The following is a 19,554-nucleotide window of genomic DNA, read 5'->3' as shown; positions in this document are numbered from 1 at the left end:
CAAGTGAACTTGAGTTCAAGGAGCAGCCAATGAATTCTCGAGAACTACTGTCCGTCGGTGAGGTGGCCGATCGTTCGGGGTTCGCGGCTTCTGCGCTGCGCTACTACGAGGCGGAGGGGCTGATCCACGCCAGCCGCTCGCCGGGCGGCCGGCGGATGTTCGAGCGGAGCACGCTGCGCCGCCTCGCGTTCATCCGTGCCGCGGCGAACGTCGGTCTGACGCTGCACGAGATCCGGGAGGAGCTGGCGCAGCTGCCTCGTGAGCGGACGCCGACCAAGGCCGACTGGTCCCGGATCAGTCGACACTGGCGCGGTCGCCTCGACGAGCAGATCGCAGCGCTCGAGAGCCTGCGCGACGGCCTCGACTCCTGCATCGGGTGCGGCTGCCTGTCCTTGCAGCGCTGCTCGATCTACAACCCCGGGGACGTGCTCGCCTCCGACGAGCGGGCGCCGGGAGCCGCGCGACTGCCGCGCCTCCTCCGCCGCCCCCACTCTGCCGGCGGTTGACCTGCGAAGGCCGTCGAGGCCTGAGCCTCGAAACTCCGGCCCGACGGGGACGCTCCGGCTCGGACGGTGTCAGCGGCCCTGGTTGGCGACGGCGGCCGCAGCGGCAGCGGCCGCTTCGGGGTCGAGGTACTCCCCGCCGGCGACCGTCGGCCGCAGGGATTCGTCGAGGCGGTAGACCAGCGGCATGCCGGTGGGGATGTTGAGGCCGGCGATGTCGTCGTCGCTGATGCCGTCGAGGTGCTTCACGATGCCGCGCAGGCTGTTGCCGTGCGCCGCGACCAGCACCGTCAGGCCCGCTTGAAGATCCGGCACGACCGACGACTCCCAGTGGGGCAGCATCCGCACGATGACGTCCTTGAGGCACTCGGTGCGCGGCATCTCGTCGCCGAGATCGGCGTACCGCGGGTCACCGACCTGGGAGTACTCGTTGTCGTCGTCGAGCGGTGGCGGCGGCACGTCGAAGGAGCGCCGCCACGTCATGAACTGCTCCTCGCCGTACTCCTCCAGGGTCTGCTTCTTGTCCTTGCCCTGGAGCGCGCCGTAGTGCCGCTCGTTGAGGCGCCACGACCGCCGCACCGGGATCCAGTGCCGATCGGCGGCGTCGAGCGAGAGGTGGGCGGTCGTGATCGCGCGCCGCTGGAGCGAGGTGTGGACGACGTCGGGCAGCAGCCCGGCCTCGCGGAGCTGTCGCCCACCGCTGACGGCCTCCGCCCGGCCCTTCTCGGTCAGGTCGACGTCGACCCACCCGGTGAAGAGGTTCTTCGCGTTCCACTCGCTCTCGCCGTGCCGAAGCAGGATCAGCGTGTGGGTCATCAGTGCTCGCCCTCGGGCTCGGCGACCTCGCACTCGCCGCCGGTGCCGTCGATGCCCTCGAACTCGTTGCAGTTGGACACGACCGGCACGATCATCTGCAGCAGGTCGCCACCGGAGATCTGGATGCTCAGTGGCACCATGTCGCCCGCCGCGATCTCACCCTCGACCGGGACGCCCTCCTCGTCCTCGGCGGCCAGGTTGACCAGGCCGCCGGGCTCGACCGTGATCGGCGAGAAGTCGAACTGGACAGTGTCGTCGTCGGGCGTGATCGCCTCGACGACTCCGTCCTCCTCCTGGTCGTTGTTGACGAACGTCGCAACGAACGTGCCGGAGCCCTCCTCGGCCGAGACGATCACCGCACCGAGCACGTCGATCGACGCGTCCCGGTTGTTGGCTCCGACGGCCGGTGTGTAGACCCTCTCGGTGGCGTTGTCGAAGCCGCACGAGGACAGCGGCGCCGCCAGCAGCAGTGCACCTACCGCCAGCGCCCAGGAGCGTCGGGTCTTCTGCATGGGCGCATGCTAGCGGGCCGCGCCGGTGTCACTGCCGCAGGCCGACCTGCGCGCCCGTCGCCAAGAGACCGGCGAGCACCAACGCGGTCACCAGGATCGTCGCCCACAGCAGCCTGGCCGCTCCGATCCGCAGCCCCAGGCGCAGCGGCAGGTGCCGGACGCCGTGCTCGTGGTCGCGCACCAGCCCGGGCAGCGAGACCAGCACGTGGACGCAGACCCCGAGCAGCGCCGCGAGCACGGGCACCGAGAACTCGGGCGGCCTGGTGCGGCCCTCTCCGGCCCAGCCGCCGTACGCCAGGAACGCCGGGTAGAGCCCGTACGACGCCGCCCACGTCAGCCACGAGAGCCAACCGTTGCGGAGGAACACGTTGCCGATCAGCCCGATCACGAGCGAGCCCAGATAGCTCAGCCCGGCCCACACGCCGTGCGACACGGCGAGCGGCACGACCGCCAGGGCGGCGCACGCCATCGCGAACGTCGCGTCTCCGGGCGCGAGCAGCCCCTGCCCGATCGGCTTGTCGTCGCGGCCGTCGGCGGCGTCGCGGTGACGGTCGACCAGGTCGTTCTGCCAGCCGAGGATCGCCTGCCCGGCCAACACGGTGGCCAGGACCATCCCCACCTCACGGGTCGGCCGACCGCTGAGAGCGGCGGCGCCGGCGAGCCCGAGCGCGCTGATCAGCCCGAGCCGGGGGTGGGACGCGCGCAGCAGGAGGAGCGGCGTCCAGTGACGCCACGACCTGCGGGTGTCGCCGTCGACGGCCGGACCGTCCGAGCTCGTGCTGGCCATGCCCCGCAGTATCGACCACCGGCGCTGCGGCGGTCACAGAAGTCGACGGTCCCGGCCAACGGGACCTGCCAGCTCCCCGTCGCGACGGTGGCTCCACCACACCAGGAGCCGTTCTGTCAAGCCCTGATTGCCGTCCTGACCTGCACAAACGCTTCGGAGGTCCAACCGGTGCCGTGTTACGATGGAGGCCTGGAAAGGGGTACTTCACATATGACTTTCACCGTCGGCGAAACGGTTGTCTATCCAAATCATGGGGCCGCAGTCATCGAGGACATCGAGATGCGGAAGATCAAGGGAGAGGACCGTCAGTACCTCGTTCTGAGGATCGTCGCCCAGCAGGACCTGGTGGTCCGGGTACCGGCTTGCAACCTCGATCTCGTAGGTGTTCGTGACGTCGTCGACAAGGAGGGCCTCGACCGTGTGTTCGACGTGCTCCGTGCCGCGCACGTCGAGGAGCCGACCAACTGGTCGCGCCGCTACAAGGCCAACCTCGAGAAGCTCCACAGCGGCGACGTCATGAAGGTCGCCGAGGTCGTGCGCGACCTCTGGCGCCGCGAGCGTGACCGCGGCCTGTCGGCGGGCGAGAAGCGGATGCTGGCCAAGGCCCGGCAGATCCTGGTCTCCGAGCTGGCGCTGGCCGAGCACACCAACGAGGACAAGGCCGAGGCCATCCTCGACGAGGTGCTCGCCTCCTGACCCACGGCTCACCGAGCCACGAACGACCACGAGACCCCCGGGGCGACCCGGGGGTCTCGTGCGTCGTGAGGTGACTCAGCCGGTCGCCGTTCCCAGACCTGCGCCGTCCCGGGCACCCGTCCGAGCTCCCTCTCCCACTGCGGACCGCGATCACGCAGCTCCTGCACGAGGTCGGCAGGGGACTCCGCGGTCTGACCCTCCCGGGGGATCAGGGCGACCAGGCCGGTGTCGGCTCCAGGGTTGGGAGTCGCCTGCAGGATGGCGACCACGTCGGGTACCTCGCTGACCTTCGTGGCCAGGTCGTCCACCGTGGTCGTCGGGTCGGTGCTGGTGATGATGTCGGCCGTCACGGAGAGCGGGGAGTTGTAGCCGGCTCCGAATGCCGCCGTGATCTCGTCGTACGTCTGACGGGCCTGGCTCTCCCCCGGCGCAGTGCTGTTGTCGGGGAGCGCGAGGTCGAGCTGGGCCGCCGGGAGGGCGACGAGACCGAGCAGCACCAGGACGGCGGCGATGGTGAGCAGCGGGACCCGCGTCACGGCTCGCACCCAACGGGTGCCGAAGCCGACCTTCGGCGGCTTGCCCTTCCTGCGCGGCTTGGGTGCCCTGCGGGGCTTGGGTCGCAACCGCTCGCCGAGCAGGAGCGCGATGGCCGGCAACAGCGTCAGCGCCACCAGTACGGCGGTGGAGACCGCTCCGGCGGCGGCCAGCCCCATCACGGTCAGCACGGGTATGCCGGCGACCGTGAGCCCGATCAGCGCGATGACGACCGTGGCGCCGGCGAAGACGACGGCGCTCCCGGCCGTCGCCAGGGCCCGCGACATCGACTCGGTCGGGGAGTGTCCGTCGGCCAGGTTGCGCCGGTGCCGCGACAGGATGAACAGCGCGTAGTCGATGCCGACGGCGAGACCGAGCATCTCCGCCAGTGTCGGCGCGCTGCTCGAGACGGTCGTGACGTGGGTGATCACCACGACCGCGCTGAGCGTCACCCCGACTCCCACGAGCGAGGAGAAGATCGGCATGCCGGCCGCGAGGAGGGAGCCGAAGGTGACGGCCAGGATCACGTAGGACACCAGGAGCCCGAGCAGCTCGGGGACTCGACTCGGTTCGGAGCTGTCCTTGAAGGCGTCACCACCGATCGAGGTGTCCAGGTCGCTGCCGGCGGCAGGTGTTGCGGCGTCCGTGACCTCGTCCAGGAGGTGGTCCTCGGGGTTCTGCGAGGCGAACCGCACCTGGATGATCGTGTGTCGCTGGTCGTCGGAGACGACGGGGTAGTCGCCGACGAGGGGGTTGCCTGCCGAGACATCGTCCAGGGCGTCGATCGCCGTGGCCAGGTCGGCCACCTCGTCGGCATTGCGACCGTCCGAGATCGTGCCGGCGCCGGCGGTCACCAGGACCTGTCCGCTGGTGCCGGTCAGTCCGTACCGCTCGGCCAGCACGTCCTGGCCGGCCTGGGAGGAGGCCCCCGGTAGGACGAACGTGTCGTCGTAGTCGGTGCCGAGGGTGCGGGAGCCACCGATGAGTGCCGCCAGCACGAGGAACCAGACAGCCACCGTGGCGCCTCTGTGCCTCGCGATCCGGCCGCCGAGGTGGAACAGGAACATCGACACGGCGCCTCCCGGGTGTCTTCGAACGTCACGCGACGGCCACCCGAGCTACGGCTGAACGGCTGATCAGGCTGCACAGTCTGCATCGACCTCGGTGTCCGCGCCAGAGGCGCCGGTTGGGAGTGGACGGTCGGGGCGGGTTGCGTCGACGGTCAGGCGGGGCGGTGGAGCAGGGCGGTGGCGATCGCCGCGACTCCTTCGCCGCGACCGGTGAGTCCGAGCCCGTCGGTCGTGGTGGCCGAGACCGACACGGGCGCACCGACGGCGTCGCCGAGGGCGGTCTCCGCCTCTGCCCGGCGCGGTCCGAGCCGGGGCCGGTTCCCGACCACCTGGATCGCGACGTTGCCGATCTCGAAGCCGGACTCGCGCACGCGGCGCGCGGTCTCGGCCAGCAGTACGACGCCCGAGGCGCCGGCCCACCTCGGCTCGGCCGTCCCGAAGTTGCTGCCGAGGTCACCGAGCCCGGCCGCGGACAGCAGTGCGTCGCAGGCGGCGTGGGCCGCGACGTCGGCGTCCGAGTGGCCCTCGAGGCCCTGCGGTTCCTCCGGCCAGGCGAGCCCCGCGAGGTGCATGGGTGCGCCGTCGACGAGCCGGTGGACGTCAGTGCCGATCCCGACGCGCGCCACGGAGGGCGGCGGGCTCCCTGGGTCGTTCTGCACAGCACGATCATGCCTGAGCCACAATTGCCCTCATGAGCACCATCCGCGGCGCGTGGTCCCTGGCCGGGCTCGTGGCCGGTGCGGCGGGGCTCGCCACCAGCTACGCGGTGGCGAACGTGATGTCGGTGCGCACCTCACCCGTCGTCGCTGTGGCAGAGCTGGTGATCCGGCTGACGCCCGGTGAGGTGGTCGAGCAAGCCATCGGCTTCCTGGGCTTCAACGACAAGCCGGTGCTGGTGGCGGGGGTCCTCGTGGTGCTGGCGGCGCTGTTCGCCTGGGCCGGCCGGTTGGCGGCCCGGCGCTGGTGGGCGCCGGTGCTGCTCTTCGGCGCTCTCGCGGCAGTGGGCGCGGCCGCGGTGGCGACACAGGAGGCGCCCACCACGACGTCGTACCTGCCGGTCGCCGTGGGCTTCGTGACCTGGCTGCTGGTGCTGAGCGCCCTGACCGCTCGGATCAAGTCGCCCGCGCCGGAGCCGGTCGAATCGGCCGCCGGGCTCGGGACCCGCCGCGGGTTCCTCTTCGGCGCCGCCGGGGTCGCGGTGATCTCGCTCGGCCTGGGTGTGCTGGGCCGGCTCTGGGGCAGTGGCCGGCGTCGGGTGGAGGCCAGCCGCCGACTGCTGCGGCTGACCGGTGTCAGCGAGCCGTCCGTGCCGCCCGCGACGAAGGTCGGCCTCGACGGCGTCTCACCCTGGCTGACGCACGCCGACGACTTCTACCTGATCCACACGGCGATCGCCCTCCCCACGATCGTGCCGGACGAGTGGCGGTTGCGGATCCACGGGATGGTCGATCGCGAGGTCACGCTGACGTTCCAGGACCTGCTGGCCCGCAAGCGCACGGAGGCGTGGGTGACGCTGAACTGCGTCTCGAACCTGGTCGGCGGCGACCTGATCGGCAACGCCTGGTGGAGCGGCGTCCGGCTCGCGACGATCCTCGACGACCTGGGGGTCAGCTCCGATGCCGACGCGGTGCTGCAGACGTCGGACGACGGGTGGACGTGCAGTACGCCGCTCGCGGCTCTCACCGACGGACGCGACGCGATGCTGGCGATCGCCATGAACGGCCGGCCGCTGCAGGTCGAGCACGGATTCCCGGTCCGCACCATCGTGCCCGGTCTCTACGGGTTCGTGTCAGCGTGCAAGTGGGTCGTCGACCTGGAGGTCACGCGCTTCGACCGGATCGAGGCGTACTGGACGGGCAAGGGCTGGGCCGAGCAGGCCCCGGTCCGGCTCGCCTCTCGGATCGATGTGCCGAGGGACGGTGCGAGCGTCGAGGCCGGCGAGCTCCGGGTGGGCGGTGTCGCATGGCAGCAGCAGGTCGGCATCCGCCAGGTCGAGATCAGTCTCGACGGTGGCGGCTGGGAGGCGACGTCGCTGGGCAAGGCGCCCTCGATCGACACGTGGGTGCAGTGGGCCGGCACCATCACGGTCGCACCTGGCGACCACGTCCTGCGGGTCCGGGCCATCAGCGCGGACGGTGAGGTCCAGACCGGCGTCGAGCGCGACGTGGTGCCCGACGGCGCCACCGGTTGGCACGAGGTCGAGTTCAGCGCCGAGGGGCGCTAAGGGCTCCGGTCAGCCCGCGTCCCGAGTGACGACGTAGACCACGCCACCGGAGGTCGGCAGCCAGGCGTCCTCGAACTGGCCGCGGTCGTAGGTCCGCCGCACGCCCTTGTTCCGCCGCGCGGCCGGGTCGTTGACCACGACGTTCCCGGACCTCGTGAACCCGACGATCACCAGCAGGTGGCCGTTCGTCGACGAGATCGGGGCACCGTCCAGCTCCCCGGCACCGAAGGAGATCGACGCCACCAGCGGCACTCCGCGAGCGACGAACCGCTCAGCCTGGCGCAGGGTGCGCAACCGGGTCACGTAGGCGCTCCCCGTGACGCCGAGCCGGTTGCCGGCGTAGGCCGCGTTGAACGGCCAGTTCCCGGTTCCGTCGTACGCGTGGTCGAACGTCATCCGCGCCCCGTGGTCGACCCACGGCTGCGGGTGACCGTCCGGCACCCACGAGTACGCCGCCGGCCGGGGCAGGGCGTCGTGGTAGCCCAGCACCATCGAGAGCGACGTGGGGGAGCACCACGCCTGGCCGCCGCCACCCCACCGCGGGTAGTGACCGGAGTGGACCATCTGGGAGTAGCGGGGCACGTCGAGCACGACGTGGTCGCGGCCGCTGGCGACTCCAGGCTGCGAGGTCGTCACGTCGTCGACGTCCGGGAGCCGCGAGGCCACGGCCCCGAGCGCCCGCACCGTCGGGCGGGCCTTGCCGGCGCGCATCAGGCTGATCCGCAGCTGCCATGCGGTGACGCCTCCGGGCACCTGCCAGGTGTCGACGTTGACGTCAGCCAGGTCGTCACCCTGCGCGCCCGCGGAGGTACGTCGGACGTGCCGGTCGCCGGCGGCCCAGCGCCCCAACGTGTCCCAGCTCGAGCGCCTGCCCTGTGCGGTGCGGCCGCGGACCTGCACCTCGACCCAGCTGTTGCCGGGCGTGGTCGCCTGCCACGACGCGATCAGCTCGGTCAGGGCGAAGCCGGGCTCGTGCCAGGGTGAGACCCACCGGCCGACGTCGTACGTGGTGCCGCCGTAGGTGCGCCTCGCCACCGGCTCGGCGATCCGGACCCGGCCCTTGTGCAGCACGGTGCCGGCGAACCTTCCCTCGGACAGGGTCGCCCCCCGCCACTCGGCGTACTGGATCTTGCGTCTCGCCGGAGCGGCTTCGGCGGCGGTCGTCATGAGCACGGGGACGACCAGCGCCAGCGCGAGGACGGGGGCGAGCCGACGGAGGAGGGGAAGCACCCGTCGAGGGTACGCCGATCGTTCACTCCTGTCCCACGAGTCACAGATTCCGACGATCATCGGAATCGCGGCCCCGCCCGTAGAATCGCCCGGTGACCCTGCGCCTCTACGACACCGCGACACGCGACGTCCGCGACTTCGTCCCGCTCCGGCCGGGCAAGGCGGGCATCTACGTCTGCGGTCTCACGGTGCAGTCGGAGCCACACGTGGGCCATGTCCGGTCGGCCGTGAACTTCGACGTGCTGCGACGCTGGCTGGAGCGGTCGGGCTACGAGGTCGACTTCATCCGCAACGTCACCGACATCGACGACAAGATCCTGGCCAAGGCGGCCGACCAGGGCCTGCACTGGTACGAGCTCGCGCAGCGGATGCACCACGAGCTCGACGACGTGCTGGCCGCGATCAACGTCCGCCGGCCGACCTACGAGCCGGCCGCCACCGGTCACGTCCCCGAGATCCTCGAGCTGATCGGCCGGTTGGTCGCGACCGGGCACGCCTACGCCGCCGAGGACGGCTCCGGCGACGTCTACTTCGACGTCCGCTCGTGGCCCGACTACGGCGAGCTCACACGGCAGCGGATCGACGACATGGAGCCGGCCGGCGACGCGGACCCGCGGGGCAAGCGCGACCCGCGCGACTTCGCGCTCTGGAAGGGCCACAAGAAGGAGTCCGAGCCGGAGACGGCCGCGTGGCCGTCGCCCTACGGACCCGGCCGACCGGGCTGGCACATCGAGTGCTCGGCGATGGCGCGCAAGTACCTGGGACCGGCCTTCGACATCCACGGTGGCGGCGTCGACCTGCGGTTCCCCCACCACGAGAACGAGCAGGCGCAGTCGCGGGCGGCCGGTGACCCGTTCGCGTCGTACTGGCTCCACAACGCCTGGATCACCACTGCCGGCGAGAAGATGAGCAAGTCGCTCGGCAACTCGCTGCTGGTGCCCAACGTGCTCCAGCGCGTGCGCGGCGTCGAGCTGCGGTTCTACATGGTCAGCGCGCACTACCGCTCGACCGTGGAGTTCTCGTTCGAGGCGCTGGAGGAGGCGGCGACGTCGTTCCGCCGGATCGAGTCCTTCCTCGACCGCGCCGCTCCGCACGTCGAAGGCTGGGTCGCCGACTACCCGCCCGGCTTCGTCGCCGCGATGGACGACGACCTCGGGACGCCCGCGGCCGTCGCGGTGATCCACGAGACCGTGCGGGAGGGCAACCGGCTGTTGGCGAACGGACCGTCCGCCGAGCTCGGCGCCGCCTACGGTCAGGTCGTGAGCATGCTCGACGTGCTCGGTCTGAATCCGCGCGACTTCGCCACCAACGGCGGCGACGACAAGCTCACCGGCGTCGTCGACTCGCTGGTGCGGGGTCTGCTCGAGGAACGCGCCCAGGCGAGAGCCGACAAGGACTGGGCGCGTGCCGACGCGATCCGCGACCGGCTCAAGGCCGCCGGCGTCGAGATCGAGGACACCCCCGACGGCCCGAAGTGGAGCGTGTGACCGATGCCTGGTAACTCACAACGCAGGGGCTCGGTCCGCAAGAGCAGCAAGAAGCCGACCGCGGGGTCTGGTGGCCGCGTCCGCCGCGGGCTCGAGGGCAAGGGGCCCACGCCGAAGGCGAAGGATCGCCCCAACCACAAGGCATTCAAGGCCAAGCAGCAGGCGGAGCGGGCACAGTCCGCACGCCCGAGACGACGCCCGGTCGTCTCGGACGCCGAGTGGGTGGCGGGCCGGAACTCCGTGGTGGAGGTGCTCCGGGCACGAGTCCCGGTCGCGGCGGTGTACGTCGCCGAGGGCTCCGATCGCGACAGCCGGCTGCGTGAGGCGTTCAAGCTGGCGGCCGAGCAGGGCGTCAGCCTGCTGGAGATCACCCGGACCGAGCTCGACCGGCTCACCGACGGGGCGGTGCACCAAGGCCTCGCGGCGCGGATCCCGGCGTACGAGTACGCCCACCCGGACGATCTCCTGGCACGCGCGGCCGAGGAGCTGGAGCCGCCGCTGGTGGTGGCGCTCGACCAGGTGACGGACCCGCGCAACCTCGGTGCCGTCGTCCGCAGCGCCAGTGGCTTCGGTGCGCACGGCGTGGTGATCCCCGAGCGGCGGGCCGCCACGATGACGGCGAGCGCGTGGAAGACCAGCGCCGGTGCGGCAGCGCGGATTCCGGTGGCGCGGACGGTCAACCTCACCCGTCAGCTGAAGGCCTACCAGGAGGCGGGCTGCATGGTGGTGGGTCTGGCTGCCGACGGCGACGTGTCGCTCACCGATCTCACGGCGCCGGACGGGCTGGCCGAAGGACCGCTCGTGGTGGTCGTCGGCGCGGAGGGCGGCGGCCTCTCCCGGCTGGTGGCCGACACGTGCGACCAGCTGGTGTCGATCCCGATGGCGAACGACCTCGAGTCCCTCAACGCCGGCGTCGCCGCGTCGGTGACGCTCTACGCGATCGCGCAGGCCCGGACGAGGCGGTGAAGCGCGCCGCGGTGCCGGTCCTCCACGGCCTCGGCCTGGCTGTGGTGTGGGCTGCCGTAGCAGTGATGGCCGGGATCGGGTTCTTCCTCAACTCCGAGCGCGAGGCGGTGGTCGCGGGTCACGACACGGTCATCCGCCCGACGCTCGGCGGGTACGTCGAGGTGCACAGCGGGCCGGTGCTGCCGGACCTGCGGGTCGACTCCGGGCGTCGGATCGGCGTGGACGTCACGCTCGGCAAGACCAACTCCGACACCCTCAGCGAGCTGGTCGACCGCTACGCCCTGATCGCGAGCCAGCCCGAGGGGTCGATCGCACGCGTCGAGGCGGCCGTCGGGGACATGGCCACCGACGCGGCGGTTCGCGGCATGGTCGTGGGTCTGGTGCCCGTCGCGTTCTGGCTGCTGCTGGGGCGGACTCGTCGCCGTGAGCTCTGGCGGGCGGCCCGGACCCCGAGCGGTGTGGCGGTGATCGCCGTGGCCGTCGTGACAGGGGTGCTGGCGTGGGAGCCGTGGGAGGGCGACGAGGAGGCGATCCGCGACGAGCAGTCGTGGGTGACCCTGCCCGAGTACCTCGCCGGCGCGGTGGCGGTTCCGGAGGCGGTGGCCGGCGTGGAGGTCCGCACCGACACGGGCGCGATCGACTCGCGCCGCCTGATCGAGAGCGCCGTCTCGACGTACGACCGCAGCAAGGAGTTCTACGACGAGGCGGCCGCGGCTGCCGAGGACCTCGTGCTGCGGGAGCCCGAGGAGGACGAGACCGTCGCGCTGGTCGTCTCCGACCGGCACGACAACATCGGGATGGACCGGGTCGCGCGGGCGATCGGCGACCGCGCCGGCGCCACCGTCGTGATGGACGCCGGCGACGACACGTCGACCGGCGAGGCATGGGAGGCCTTCAGCCTCGACTCCGTGACCGCGGCGTTCGACGGCTACGACAAGCTCGTCGCCACCGGCAACCACGACGGGGGCGGGTTCGTCGCCGACTACCTCGGCGAGCTGGGGTGGACGGTGCTCGACGGTGACGTCGAGGAAGGGCCGGGCGGCGGGACCCTGGTCGGCGCACCCGACCCGAGGTCCAGCGGGCTCGGCAACTGGCGCGACGAGACCGGCCTGAGCTTCGCCGAGGTCGGCGAGCTCTTGAGCGAGGAGCTGTGCACCGCCGACGAGCGCATCAACACGGTGCTCGTCCACGACGCCAACCTCGCCACCGACGCGCTGGCGCGAGGTTGCGTCGACCTGGTCGTCGGCGGGCACGTGCACGTGAAGATCGGACCGGATCGGATCGACGGCGAGAACGGCGCGGTCGGCTACAAGTACACGACCGGAACCACCGGCGGAGCGGCGTACGCCATCGCGATCGGGAGCAAGCCGCGCCGCGACGCCATGGTCTCGCTCATCACCTACCGGGACGGGGCCCCCGTCGCGATCCAGGCAGTGACGCTGCAGACCAACGGGACCTTCGAGGTCGGGGACTACGTCGAGATCGCGCCCGGCGAACCGGACCCGGAGTCGGACAGCGGGACCGACAGCGAGCCCGAGGGTGCGGGACTCGTCACGCGCCCGGGTTCTGCTCGGCGGTGAGGCCCGGCGCAGCGACCGCCTCGTCCGGCTTCGTGGCGAGGACGGTGTCGATGTAGTCGCGGGCGGTCTCGCGGAAGCCGACCTCGGCGCCGGCGCGCTCCGAGAGGTACCAGCGGTGCACGAGGATCTCGTGGAACAGCTCGGCGGGCTCGAGCTTTCCGCGCGCCTCCGGCGGCACCATCGCGACCAACGGCTCGTAGACCTCGGTCAGCCAGCGGTTCGCCACCAGCGCCCGATCCTCGCGACCGAGGTCGTGGGCCGCAGTGAACCTCGCGATGTCGTTGAGCATCCGGCGGGCCTGTGCGTCCTCGGCGTACATCCCGGTCAACCCGTGCAGCTCGCGGGTGTGGTGCCCGAGCTCCACCGCACGTGGTCGGATGACGACCCGGTCGCCGTCGAAGTCGGTGATGATGTCGAGCTCCTCGACGTCGAAGCCGAGGTCGTTGAGGCGCTCGATCCGTTCCTCGATCCGCCACAGCTCGCTCGCCGGGAACTCCTCCTCACCGGTGAGCTCGCCCCAGAGCGCGTCGTACCGGGTGCGGATCATCTCGACCACGTCCGCCGCCTCGACGTCGGGCTCGAGGGAGCCGCTCGCCTGGAGGTCGAGCAGCTCGGCGTAGACGTTCTCGCAGCCGAGCGTGACGTCGTACTCGCGCATGGACGGTGACAGCTGGGGGCGGAGCTCGCCGGTCTCCGCGTCGACGAGGTACGCCGAGAAGCCACCCGCGCTGCGGCGGAACAGCACGTTCGAGAGCGAGACGTCGCCCCAGTAGAACTCCGCGAGGTGGAGCCGGACCAGCAGCACCACCAGCGCATCGATCAGGGACGGCAGGCTCTCGGCGGACAGGCCGTGGGAGAACAGGCTGCGGTAGGGGAGGGAGAACCGCAAGTGCTCGGTCAGCAGCGCAGCGGGCAGCGGCTCGTCGTCCTCGTCCTCGCGGCCGGTCACGACTCCCTGCGGCACCACGGCGGGCAACCCCATCCGTTGCAGGTCGCGGAGCAGCCGGTACTCCCGGAACGCGATGTCCTCCTGCGTCTCCTTCACCGCGTACACGCGGTCGCGCAGCCGGATGATCCGCACCACGTGGCGGGAGAGACCCCGGGGGAGCGGCACGACGTGCTCGTCACCCCACTCCTCGAGCGGGCTCGACCAGGGCAACGTCACGATCGCCGGGTCGGGCCGACTCGCGACGATCCGGAGGGCCATGCGTCGACCCTACTCAGCGGCGGCGTGTGGCGATCAGGTCGCGGGTAACGGTGCCTGCGCTGCGCTCCCACCCCGCTGCACCGGGGTGGGAGCGCACCCGCGGCACCGTTAGCCAGCCGCGCGTAGCCGGGCAGCGAGCCGGCGGGCGCGGTCGTTCGCCACGACATCCTCCAGGAGCAACGGGGTGCCGTCGGGACCGGAGAGCGGGACCCGCCAGTTGGGGTACTCGCGGTGGGTGCCCGGCTGGTTCTGGGTACGCCGGTCGCCGACCAGGTCGGCGATGGAGACGCCGAGCAGGCGGCTCGGCGCCCGCGTGAGCAGGACGTGCAGGCCGGCGACGATCTCCTCCTCGTCGGCGTCGTCGGACACCAGCCCGCGCTCCCGCAGCAGGGTGCGGAACGCCTGCTGCTCGTGTACGGCCACCGCGAGCTCGTCCTGCACCGACCGAGTCAGCAGCCCGAGCGAGTCGCGCAATCGGACGTGCTCCCCGGCGAGGTAGCCGGCGGTCGGCGGGAGATCGTGGGTGGTGACGGTCGCGAGGCACAGCTCACGCCAGGACTCGGGCGGGCGCGGCGCTCCACCGTCGGCCTCGAACCACAGGATCGACGTACCGAGCACGCCGCGGCTGGCGAGGTAGTCGCGCACGAACGGCTCGACGACCCCGAGGTCCTCCCCCACGACAAAGGCCCCGGCACGTTCGGCCTCGAGCAGCAGGATCGAGACCATCGCCTCGTGGTCGTAGCGCAGGTAGGCGCCCTCTGCGGGCGCGGCGCCCTCCGGGATGCACCAGAGGCGGAACAGTCCCATGACGTGGTCGATCCGAACGCCGCCCGCGTGACGGAGCGCTGCCCGCAGCACAGCGCGGTACGGCGCGAAGCCCAGCTCGGCGAGCACGTCCGGACGCCACGGCGGCTGCGACCAGTCCTGGCCGCGCTGGTTGAACGCGTCCGGCGGCGCTCCCACCGACAGCCCGCGGGCCAGCGCCGGCCCGAGCGTCCAGACCTCGGCGCCGGCCGGGTGGACGCCGACCGCCAGGTCGGTGACGAGACCGATCGACATGCCCGCGTCGAGAGCGGCGGCCTGAGCTGCCGCCAGCTGCTGGTCGCACAACCACTGGAGCCAGCAGAAGAACTCGACCCGGTCCGCGAGTCGCTCGGACATCACCGCTACGGCGGGCGAGTCAGGCTCGCGCAGCTCTTCGGGCCAGTCGGCGCTGCCCACCTGCTCAGCGAGGGCGCACCAGATCCCGAACTGGCGCAGCTCCGGCCCCTGCGCTGCGAGGAACTGCTCGTACGCCCGCTGCCGTTCGGGGGATCGCGCGGCGGTCTGGATCAGCTCGAGGGCGGCGAGCTTGGCGGCGTACGCCGGCTGCCGGTCGATCAGGCCGTCGGCGTCGTCGTAGTCGCGGGCGTACGCCTCGACCCGGGCGCGCTGCTCCGGCGGCAGCCCTGCGAGCTCGGGGACGTCGGTCACACGCAGGTAGAGCGGGTTGAGGAAGCGGCGCGAGGTCGGCAGGTACGGCGAGTCCTCGATCGGCGGCACCGGCTCGGCCGCGTGCAACGGGTTCACGAGCACGAACTCGGCGCCGAGGCCGGCGGCCCACCGGGCCTGAGCGGCGAGGTCGGCGAGGTCGCCGACGCCCCAGGAGTCACGTGACCGGACCGAGTAGAGCTGGGTCATCAGTCCCCACACCTGCGGGGGGAGGCCAGCGGGAAGGTCGATCCGCTCGGGGGCGAGGATCAGCAGCCCTTCCCGGGTCTTCGCTCCGCTTCGAGCGCGCAAGCGGTGGTAGCCGGTGGGCAGGTCAGGCGGCAGCACGAACCGGGCCTCTCCGACGACCCGGCCGTCGATCTCGCGCGGCCCGGTGAGGTGCTGGACCTGGATCGCGTCGACCGTCGTGCCGTCCTCGGTCACCACCTGGATCGAGAGGGGCTCCCCGTGCGGCACGTGCCCGAGCACCTCCACGGGATGACCGGCCCGCCCCACCGTCACCGCCGGCAGGATCCGCCGCCAGGGCCCGAGGTCGACGTCTGCGAGCGCGGCACGGACCGCTTCCTCGGTGCTTGCGTCGACACCCAGCGCCTCGAGCACGACCTGGACCGTCGCCACCGGCACCTGCACGTGATGGCCCTGCCAGTCCCAGTACTCACGGGAGACCCCGTACCGGTCGGCGAGCTCGGCCAGCGCCGGCCAGTCGTCGAGGTGGGCCACGGTGATCACCCTAGGCGGCGTCTACGATGGCCCGCGCGCCGCGTTAGCTCAGCTGGTAGAGCATTCGCCTTGTAAGCGAAAGGTCGTCGGTTCGATCCCGTCACGCGGCTCCACTACCGCCGCGTGTGCCTGCGAGTGCGCCATGGCGCACTCTCAGGCGCACGCCGCGGTGTCTGGCGGTGTCTGGCGCGGCTCAGCGGATCTGGCGGACCTCGAACTCGCAGGCCGGCGAGGCGATCGCCGCCTGGGCGTCGACCAGCCGCAGCTCCCGCTCGCCCGACTCCAACGTCTGCTTCAGGACGGCGTACACCGAGCTGACGGTGCGTGCCAGCGCGGCGTCCGGAGCGCCGGTGTCGTGGAGGTGGGCCGCGAACAGGGCGGCGGTGATGTCGCCGGACCCGTTGGCCTTCATCGGCAGCCGCGGGGTCTGCACAAGCCAGGCACCGTCGCCGGTCACTGCCATCAGGCCGATCGTGCCGTCGCCGGTCTCGACGCTGGTCACGAGGATCGTCGAGGGGCCCATCGAACGCGCCAGGTCCGCACTGCTCAGCACCTCGTCGAGCGTGGTCGGCGTCGTGTCGGTGAGGAACCCGAGCTCGAACTGGTTGGGCGTGATGACGTCGGCCACCGGCACCACCCGCTTGCGGATGATCGGCGGGATCTCGGGGTTCACGAAGCAGCCGGACGTCGCGTTCCCCATCACCGGGTCGCAGGTGTACGTCGCGGCCGGGTTGGCCGCCTTCACCCGCGCGACCGCGTCGATCACGACGTCGGCGATGGCCGGGCTGCCCTGGTAGCCCGACAGCACGGCGTCACAGGTCGCGAGCACCCCGCGCTCTTCGATGCCGGTCACGACGGCGGCCACGTCGGCCGGGTCGATCAGGGGACCGCGCCAGGCGCCGTACCCGGTGTGGTTGGAGAAGTTCACCGTCAGCACCGGCCACACCTCGTGACCGAGCCGCTGCAGCGGGAAGACCGCGGCACTGTTGCCGACGTGGCCGTACGCGACGTGGGACTGGATCGACAGGATGCGCACCCGTCGATCCTCGCAGACGCGCGAGGTCAGGCCACTTGCAGCGAGCGCTTGGACAGGCCCATCCAGAAGCCGTCGATCACCTGCCGGCCGGGCTGCTCCGGGTCGCTCGCGGCACCCAGGGTCACGAAGAGCGGGGTGTAGTGCTCGACGGTCGGGTGGGCGTAGGGCATGCCCGGCGCCTGCGAGGTGTACGAGGCCAGCGCGTCGACGTCCCCGCGCGCGAGCGCCTCACCGGCCCAGGCGTCGAAGTCCGACGACCAGCCCGGGACGGCCGCGTCGATCCGCCAGTCGGTGAGGAACGGCAGGCCGTGGGTGAGGAAGCCGGAGCCGATGATCAGCACGCCCTCGTCCCGCAGCGGACGGAGCCGCTCGCCCAGCCGGAGCAGCCGGACCGGGTCCTGCGTCGGCAGCGACATCTGCAGCACGGGGATGTCGGCGTCGGGGTACATGATCTTCAGTGGCACCCAGGCGCCGTGGTCGAGGCCACGGCTCGGGTGCTGGTGCACGGGCTCGTCCGCCGGCATCATCGCCGCGATCCGTTGCGCCAGTGCCGAGGCGTCCGGGGGCGAGTACTTCTCGTTGTAGTACTTGGGGGCGAAGCCGCCGAAGTCGTAGATCAGCGGTACGCCGCTGGCCGACAGCATCACCGGCGCCGACTCCCAGTGGGCGCTGACGATCAGGATCGCCTTCGGGCGCGGGAGGTCGGCAGCCCAGGCCGCGAGCTGGCCCGACCACACCGGGTCGTCGAGCAGCGGCGGAGCGCCATGGCCGATGTAGAGGGCGGGCATCCGGCCCGGGCTGGTCACAGTCATGTCCACCACAATAGTTCAACGTTCAACTTTTTCCCACCCTTCGGCCCAGTCAACCGGATCGCCGCCCTGGTCCGCCAGCATCCGGTTGACTCGGCTGAACGGCTTTGACCCGAAGAAGCCCCGGTGGGCCGACAGCGGCGATGGGTGCACCGACTCCACCCACGGCACCGGTCCGAGCAGCGGCTTGAGCGACTGCGCGTCGCGACCCCAGAGGATCGCTGCCAGCGGACCGCCGCGGCCGGCCAGCGCCCGGATCGCACACTCGGTGACCTCCTCCCAGCCGCGACCACGGTGGCTGGCCGACTCGCCGGGTCGCACCGTCAGCACCCGGTTGAGCAGCATCACCCCCTGGTCGGCCCACGCCGTGAGGTCGCCGTGCTTCGGCGGGACGATGCCGAGGTCGTCGCGCAGCTCGACGTAGATGTTGCGCAGGCTGGCAGGCAGCGGCCACACGTCGCGGGCGACCGCAAAGCTCAGCCCGATCGGGTGCCCGGGAGTCGGGTACGGGTCCTGACCGACGATCAGCACCCGTACGTCGCCGAGCGGCCGCTGGAAGGCGCGCAGCACCTGGTCGCCGTTCGGGAGGTACGACCGGCCCGCCGCCAGCTCCTCGCGCAGGAACCGGCCCATCGCGGCGATCCGCTCCTCGACCGGCGCCAGCGCCTCGGCCCAGTCGGCGGCCACCAGTCCCCGGTCGACCAGGCCCGCCAGCGTGCTCATGGCGAGAACGCTAGTGCCGCTGAGTGCAACGACCCATCTCGGCTGCCGGCCCGGATGGGTCGTTCTTCCGATGCGTGCGCACCGGCTCGCTTCCTAGTGTCGGCGGTCCCAACTACCGCGAAGGATGAACCCATGCCGTTGTTTCTCGATGTCCACACCGCTGAGGAGCCCCTCACCGCCCGCGACGTGGTCCAGGCCCATGACGCCGACGTGCGCACGCAGGGCCCGCACGGCGTCAGCTACCACTCCACGGAGGGAGGGCACTGACCATGACCATCGACGACCAGACCTCGACCGCCGAGCACGCCGAGTTCGCTCCCCCCGAGGCATGGGACGCGATCGCAACCGGGTACGCCGAGCACGTCGCCCCCGGTGAACAGCCGGTCTCCGCCGCCGCCCTCGATCTCGTCGGCCTCCGCGCCGGCGACACCTTCCTGGATGTGGCCGGCGGCCCGGGCGGACTCGGTCTCGCCGCGGCTCGGCTCGGGGCGACGGTCCTGAGCACCGACTGGGCACCCGCGATGGTGGCCCGGTTCGAGGAACGCGTGCGCGCTGAGAACCTGGCCAACGCCAGTGCACGGGTGATGGACGCCCACGACCTCGATCTCGAGGACGACCGGTTCGACGTGACCGGCTCCCAGTTCGGAGTGATGCTCGTGCCCGACCAGGCCTCTGCCCTGCACGAGATGGTGCGGGTGACCAAGCCCGGTGGCCGGGTCCTGATCGTTGCGTACGGGTCGCCCGCGCAGTTCGAGGCACTGCAGTTCTTCATCGCCGCCCTCCAGCGCGTCGCTCCCGACTTCGAGGGGCTGCCGGATCCGCCGCCACTGGAGTTCCAGGTGTCCGACCCCGCCGTACTGCGGGAGCGACTCGCCGATGCCGGCTTGCAGGACGTCCACGTGGACACCACACACCAGGAACGGCTCGAGCTGCCGAACGGGCGCGACCTGTGGAACTGGATGCTCTACAGCAACCCGATCACGGGAATGATCCTGGACGAGGTCGGTGCCGGTGAGGCTGACAGGACGACGATCCGCTCGGCCCTGGAGGAGATGATCCGCGAGCGGGCGGGCGCGGACGAGGCGGCCATCGTCACCGCACCGCTCAACGTCGGGTGGGGTGTCAAGGTCGGCGGCCGGTGACCGGATCCGGGGCTGGCTTGC

19 protein-coding genes and 1 tRNA gene are annotated in these 19,554 nt (G+C 71.5%); 9 read left to right on the top strand and 11 right to left on the bottom strand.

From position 1 onward, the window contains the following. The first annotated feature begins 29 nt into the window (after positions 1-29). On the top strand, positions 30-506 hold the full coding sequence (soxR, locus tag VFZ39_RS01065) for a redox-sensitive transcriptional activator SoxR (RefSeq protein WP_330863864.1): 477 nt from the start codon (positions 30-32) through the stop codon (positions 504-506). Between the two features lie 69 nt (positions 507-575). Here the strand turns inward: soxR and VFZ39_RS01060 are convergent, their stop codons facing one another. Genes VFZ39_RS01060 through VFZ39_RS01050 form a run of 3 tightly spaced genes read right to left on the bottom strand, consistent with a single transcriptional unit; the run spans position 576 to position 2,618 of the window. After that, entirely contained in the window at positions 576-1,319 is a 744-nt protein-coding gene (locus VFZ39_RS01060; RefSeq protein ID WP_330863863.1) for a phosphoglyceromutase, read from the bottom strand. Then, positions 1,319-1,831 (bottom strand): hypothetical protein, encoded by a 513-nt coding sequence (locus VFZ39_RS01055; RefSeq protein WP_330863862.1) that lies wholly within the window; start codon positions 1,829-1,831, stop codon positions 1,319-1,321. Before VFZ39_RS01055 ends, VFZ39_RS01060 begins: the two co-directional genes overlap by 1 nt. A gap of 28 nt (positions 1,832-1,859) precedes the next feature. Then, positions 1,860-2,618 carry a UbiA family prenyltransferase gene (locus VFZ39_RS01050; RefSeq protein WP_330863861.1) on the bottom strand — a complete coding sequence of 253 codons (759 nt, stop codon included), beginning with the start codon at positions 2,616-2,618 and terminating at the stop codon, positions 1,860-1,862. Positions 2,619-2,828: 210 nt separating this feature from the next. Between VFZ39_RS01050 and VFZ39_RS01045 the strand changes: the two genes are divergently transcribed. Continuing rightward, complete coding sequence (locus tag VFZ39_RS01045; protein WP_180934452.1) at positions 2,829-3,314, top strand: CarD family transcriptional regulator; 486 nt, start codon at positions 2,829-2,831, stop codon at positions 3,312-3,314. Between the two features lie 8 nt (positions 3,315-3,322). On the opposite strand, the gene VFZ39_RS01040 is transcribed toward VFZ39_RS01045, so the two are convergent. Together VFZ39_RS01040 and ispF are read right to left on the bottom strand one after the other, a co-directional pair. Beyond that, positions 3,323-4,915, bottom strand: coding sequence for an MMPL family transporter (locus VFZ39_RS01040; protein ID WP_330863860.1), 1,593 nt, complete (start codon positions 4,913-4,915; stop codon positions 3,323-3,325). Between the two features lie 155 nt (positions 4,916-5,070). Next, a complete protein-coding gene (gene ispF, locus VFZ39_RS01035; protein WP_330863859.1) occupies positions 5,071-5,577 on the bottom strand; it encodes a 2-C-methyl-D-erythritol 2,4-cyclodiphosphate synthase in 507 nt (168 codons plus the stop codon). 32 nt (positions 5,578-5,609) lie between these two features. Between ispF and VFZ39_RS01030 the strand changes: the two genes are divergently transcribed. Next, positions 5,610-7,142, top strand: coding sequence for a molybdopterin-dependent oxidoreductase (locus VFZ39_RS01030; protein WP_330863858.1), 1,533 nt, complete (start codon positions 5,610-5,612; stop codon positions 7,140-7,142). 9 nt (positions 7,143-7,151) lie between these two features. Here the strand turns inward: VFZ39_RS01030 and VFZ39_RS01025 are convergent, their stop codons facing one another. Further along, on the bottom strand, positions 7,152-8,372 hold the full coding sequence (locus VFZ39_RS01025; protein ID WP_330863857.1) for a C39 family peptidase: 1,221 nt from the start codon (positions 8,370-8,372) through the stop codon (positions 7,152-7,154). 92 nt (positions 8,373-8,464) lie between these two features. Between VFZ39_RS01025 and cysS the strand changes: the two genes are divergently transcribed. From cysS to VFZ39_RS01010, 3 genes are read left to right on the top strand one after another with little or no spacing between them, the layout of a single operon-like run. Beyond that, positions 8,465-9,859, top strand: a complete 1,395-nt coding sequence (cysS, locus tag VFZ39_RS01020) for a cysteine--tRNA ligase (protein ID WP_330863856.1) — start codon at positions 8,465-8,467, stop codon at positions 9,857-9,859. Positions 9,860-9,862: 3 nt separating this feature from the next. Continuing rightward, a complete protein-coding gene (rlmB, locus tag VFZ39_RS01015; RefSeq protein WP_330863855.1) occupies positions 9,863-10,825 on the top strand; it encodes a 23S rRNA (guanosine(2251)-2'-O)-methyltransferase RlmB in 963 nt (320 codons plus the stop codon). After that, positions 10,822-12,405 (top strand): metallophosphoesterase, encoded by a 1,584-nt coding sequence (locus VFZ39_RS01010; protein ID WP_330863854.1) that lies wholly within the window; start codon positions 10,822-10,824, stop codon positions 12,403-12,405. Before rlmB ends, VFZ39_RS01010 begins: the two co-directional genes overlap by 4 nt. Here the strand turns inward: VFZ39_RS01010 and VFZ39_RS01005 are convergent. Both VFZ39_RS01005 and malQ read right to left on the bottom strand, forming a co-directional pair. Continuing rightward, entirely contained in the window at positions 12,377-13,612 is a 1,236-nt protein-coding gene (locus VFZ39_RS01005) for a DUF4032 domain-containing protein (protein ID WP_330863853.1), read from the bottom strand. The two genes, VFZ39_RS01010 and VFZ39_RS01005, sit on opposite strands and share 29 nt — an antisense overlap. A gap of 108 nt (positions 13,613-13,720) precedes the next feature. After that, entirely contained in the window at positions 13,721-15,823 is a 2,103-nt protein-coding gene (gene malQ / locus VFZ39_RS01000) for a 4-alpha-glucanotransferase (RefSeq protein ID WP_330863852.1), read from the bottom strand. 37 nt (positions 15,824-15,860) lie between these two features. Here malQ and VFZ39_RS00995 point away from each other — a divergent pair. After that, positions 15,861-15,936 (top strand) — tRNA-Thr (locus VFZ39_RS00995). 80 nt (positions 15,937-16,016) lie between these two features. On the opposite strand, the gene pdxY is transcribed toward VFZ39_RS00995, so the two are convergent. The 3 genes from pdxY to VFZ39_RS00980 are packed head-to-tail and all read right to left on the bottom strand — an operon-like array spanning position 16,017 to position 18,391. Further along, the gene (pdxY, locus tag VFZ39_RS00990; RefSeq protein ID WP_330863851.1) at positions 16,017-16,859 is read right to left on the bottom strand and encodes a pyridoxal kinase PdxY; all 843 of its coding nucleotides are present in this window, start codon (positions 16,857-16,859) and stop codon (positions 16,017-16,019) included. A gap of 26 nt (positions 16,860-16,885) precedes the next feature. Next, the gene (locus tag VFZ39_RS00985; RefSeq protein ID WP_330863850.1) at positions 16,886-17,671 is read right to left on the bottom strand and encodes a dioxygenase; all 786 of its coding nucleotides are present in this window, start codon (positions 17,669-17,671) and stop codon (positions 16,886-16,888) included. Between the two features lie 15 nt (positions 17,672-17,686). After that, entirely contained in the window at positions 17,687-18,391 is a 705-nt protein-coding gene (locus tag VFZ39_RS00980) for a uracil-DNA glycosylase (protein WP_330863849.1), read from the bottom strand. A 132-nt stretch (positions 18,392-18,523) separates the two neighbouring features. On the opposite strand from VFZ39_RS00980, the gene VFZ39_RS00975 reads away from it, so the two are divergent. Both VFZ39_RS00975 and VFZ39_RS00970 read left to right on the top strand, forming a co-directional pair. Further along, positions 18,524-18,658: a hypothetical protein gene (locus VFZ39_RS00975; RefSeq protein WP_330863848.1), complete on the top strand. Its 135-nt coding sequence runs from the start codon at positions 18,524-18,526 to the stop codon at positions 18,656-18,658. Between the two features lie 2 nt (positions 18,659-18,660). After that, positions 18,661-19,533: a class I SAM-dependent methyltransferase gene (locus tag VFZ39_RS00970; RefSeq protein WP_330863847.1), complete on the top strand. Its 873-nt coding sequence runs from the start codon at positions 18,661-18,663 to the stop codon at positions 19,531-19,533. Positions 19,534-19,554 lie beyond the last annotated feature (21 nt).

Origin of the sequence: Nocardioides sp. (assembly GCF_036374615.1) — a bacterium.
Taxonomy (GTDB): Bacteria; Actinomycetota; Actinomycetes; order Propionibacteriales; family Nocardioidaceae; genus Nocardioides.
Note: the sequence above shows the minus strand (reverse complement) of the source record. Positions and strands in the feature narration are given on the sequence as shown.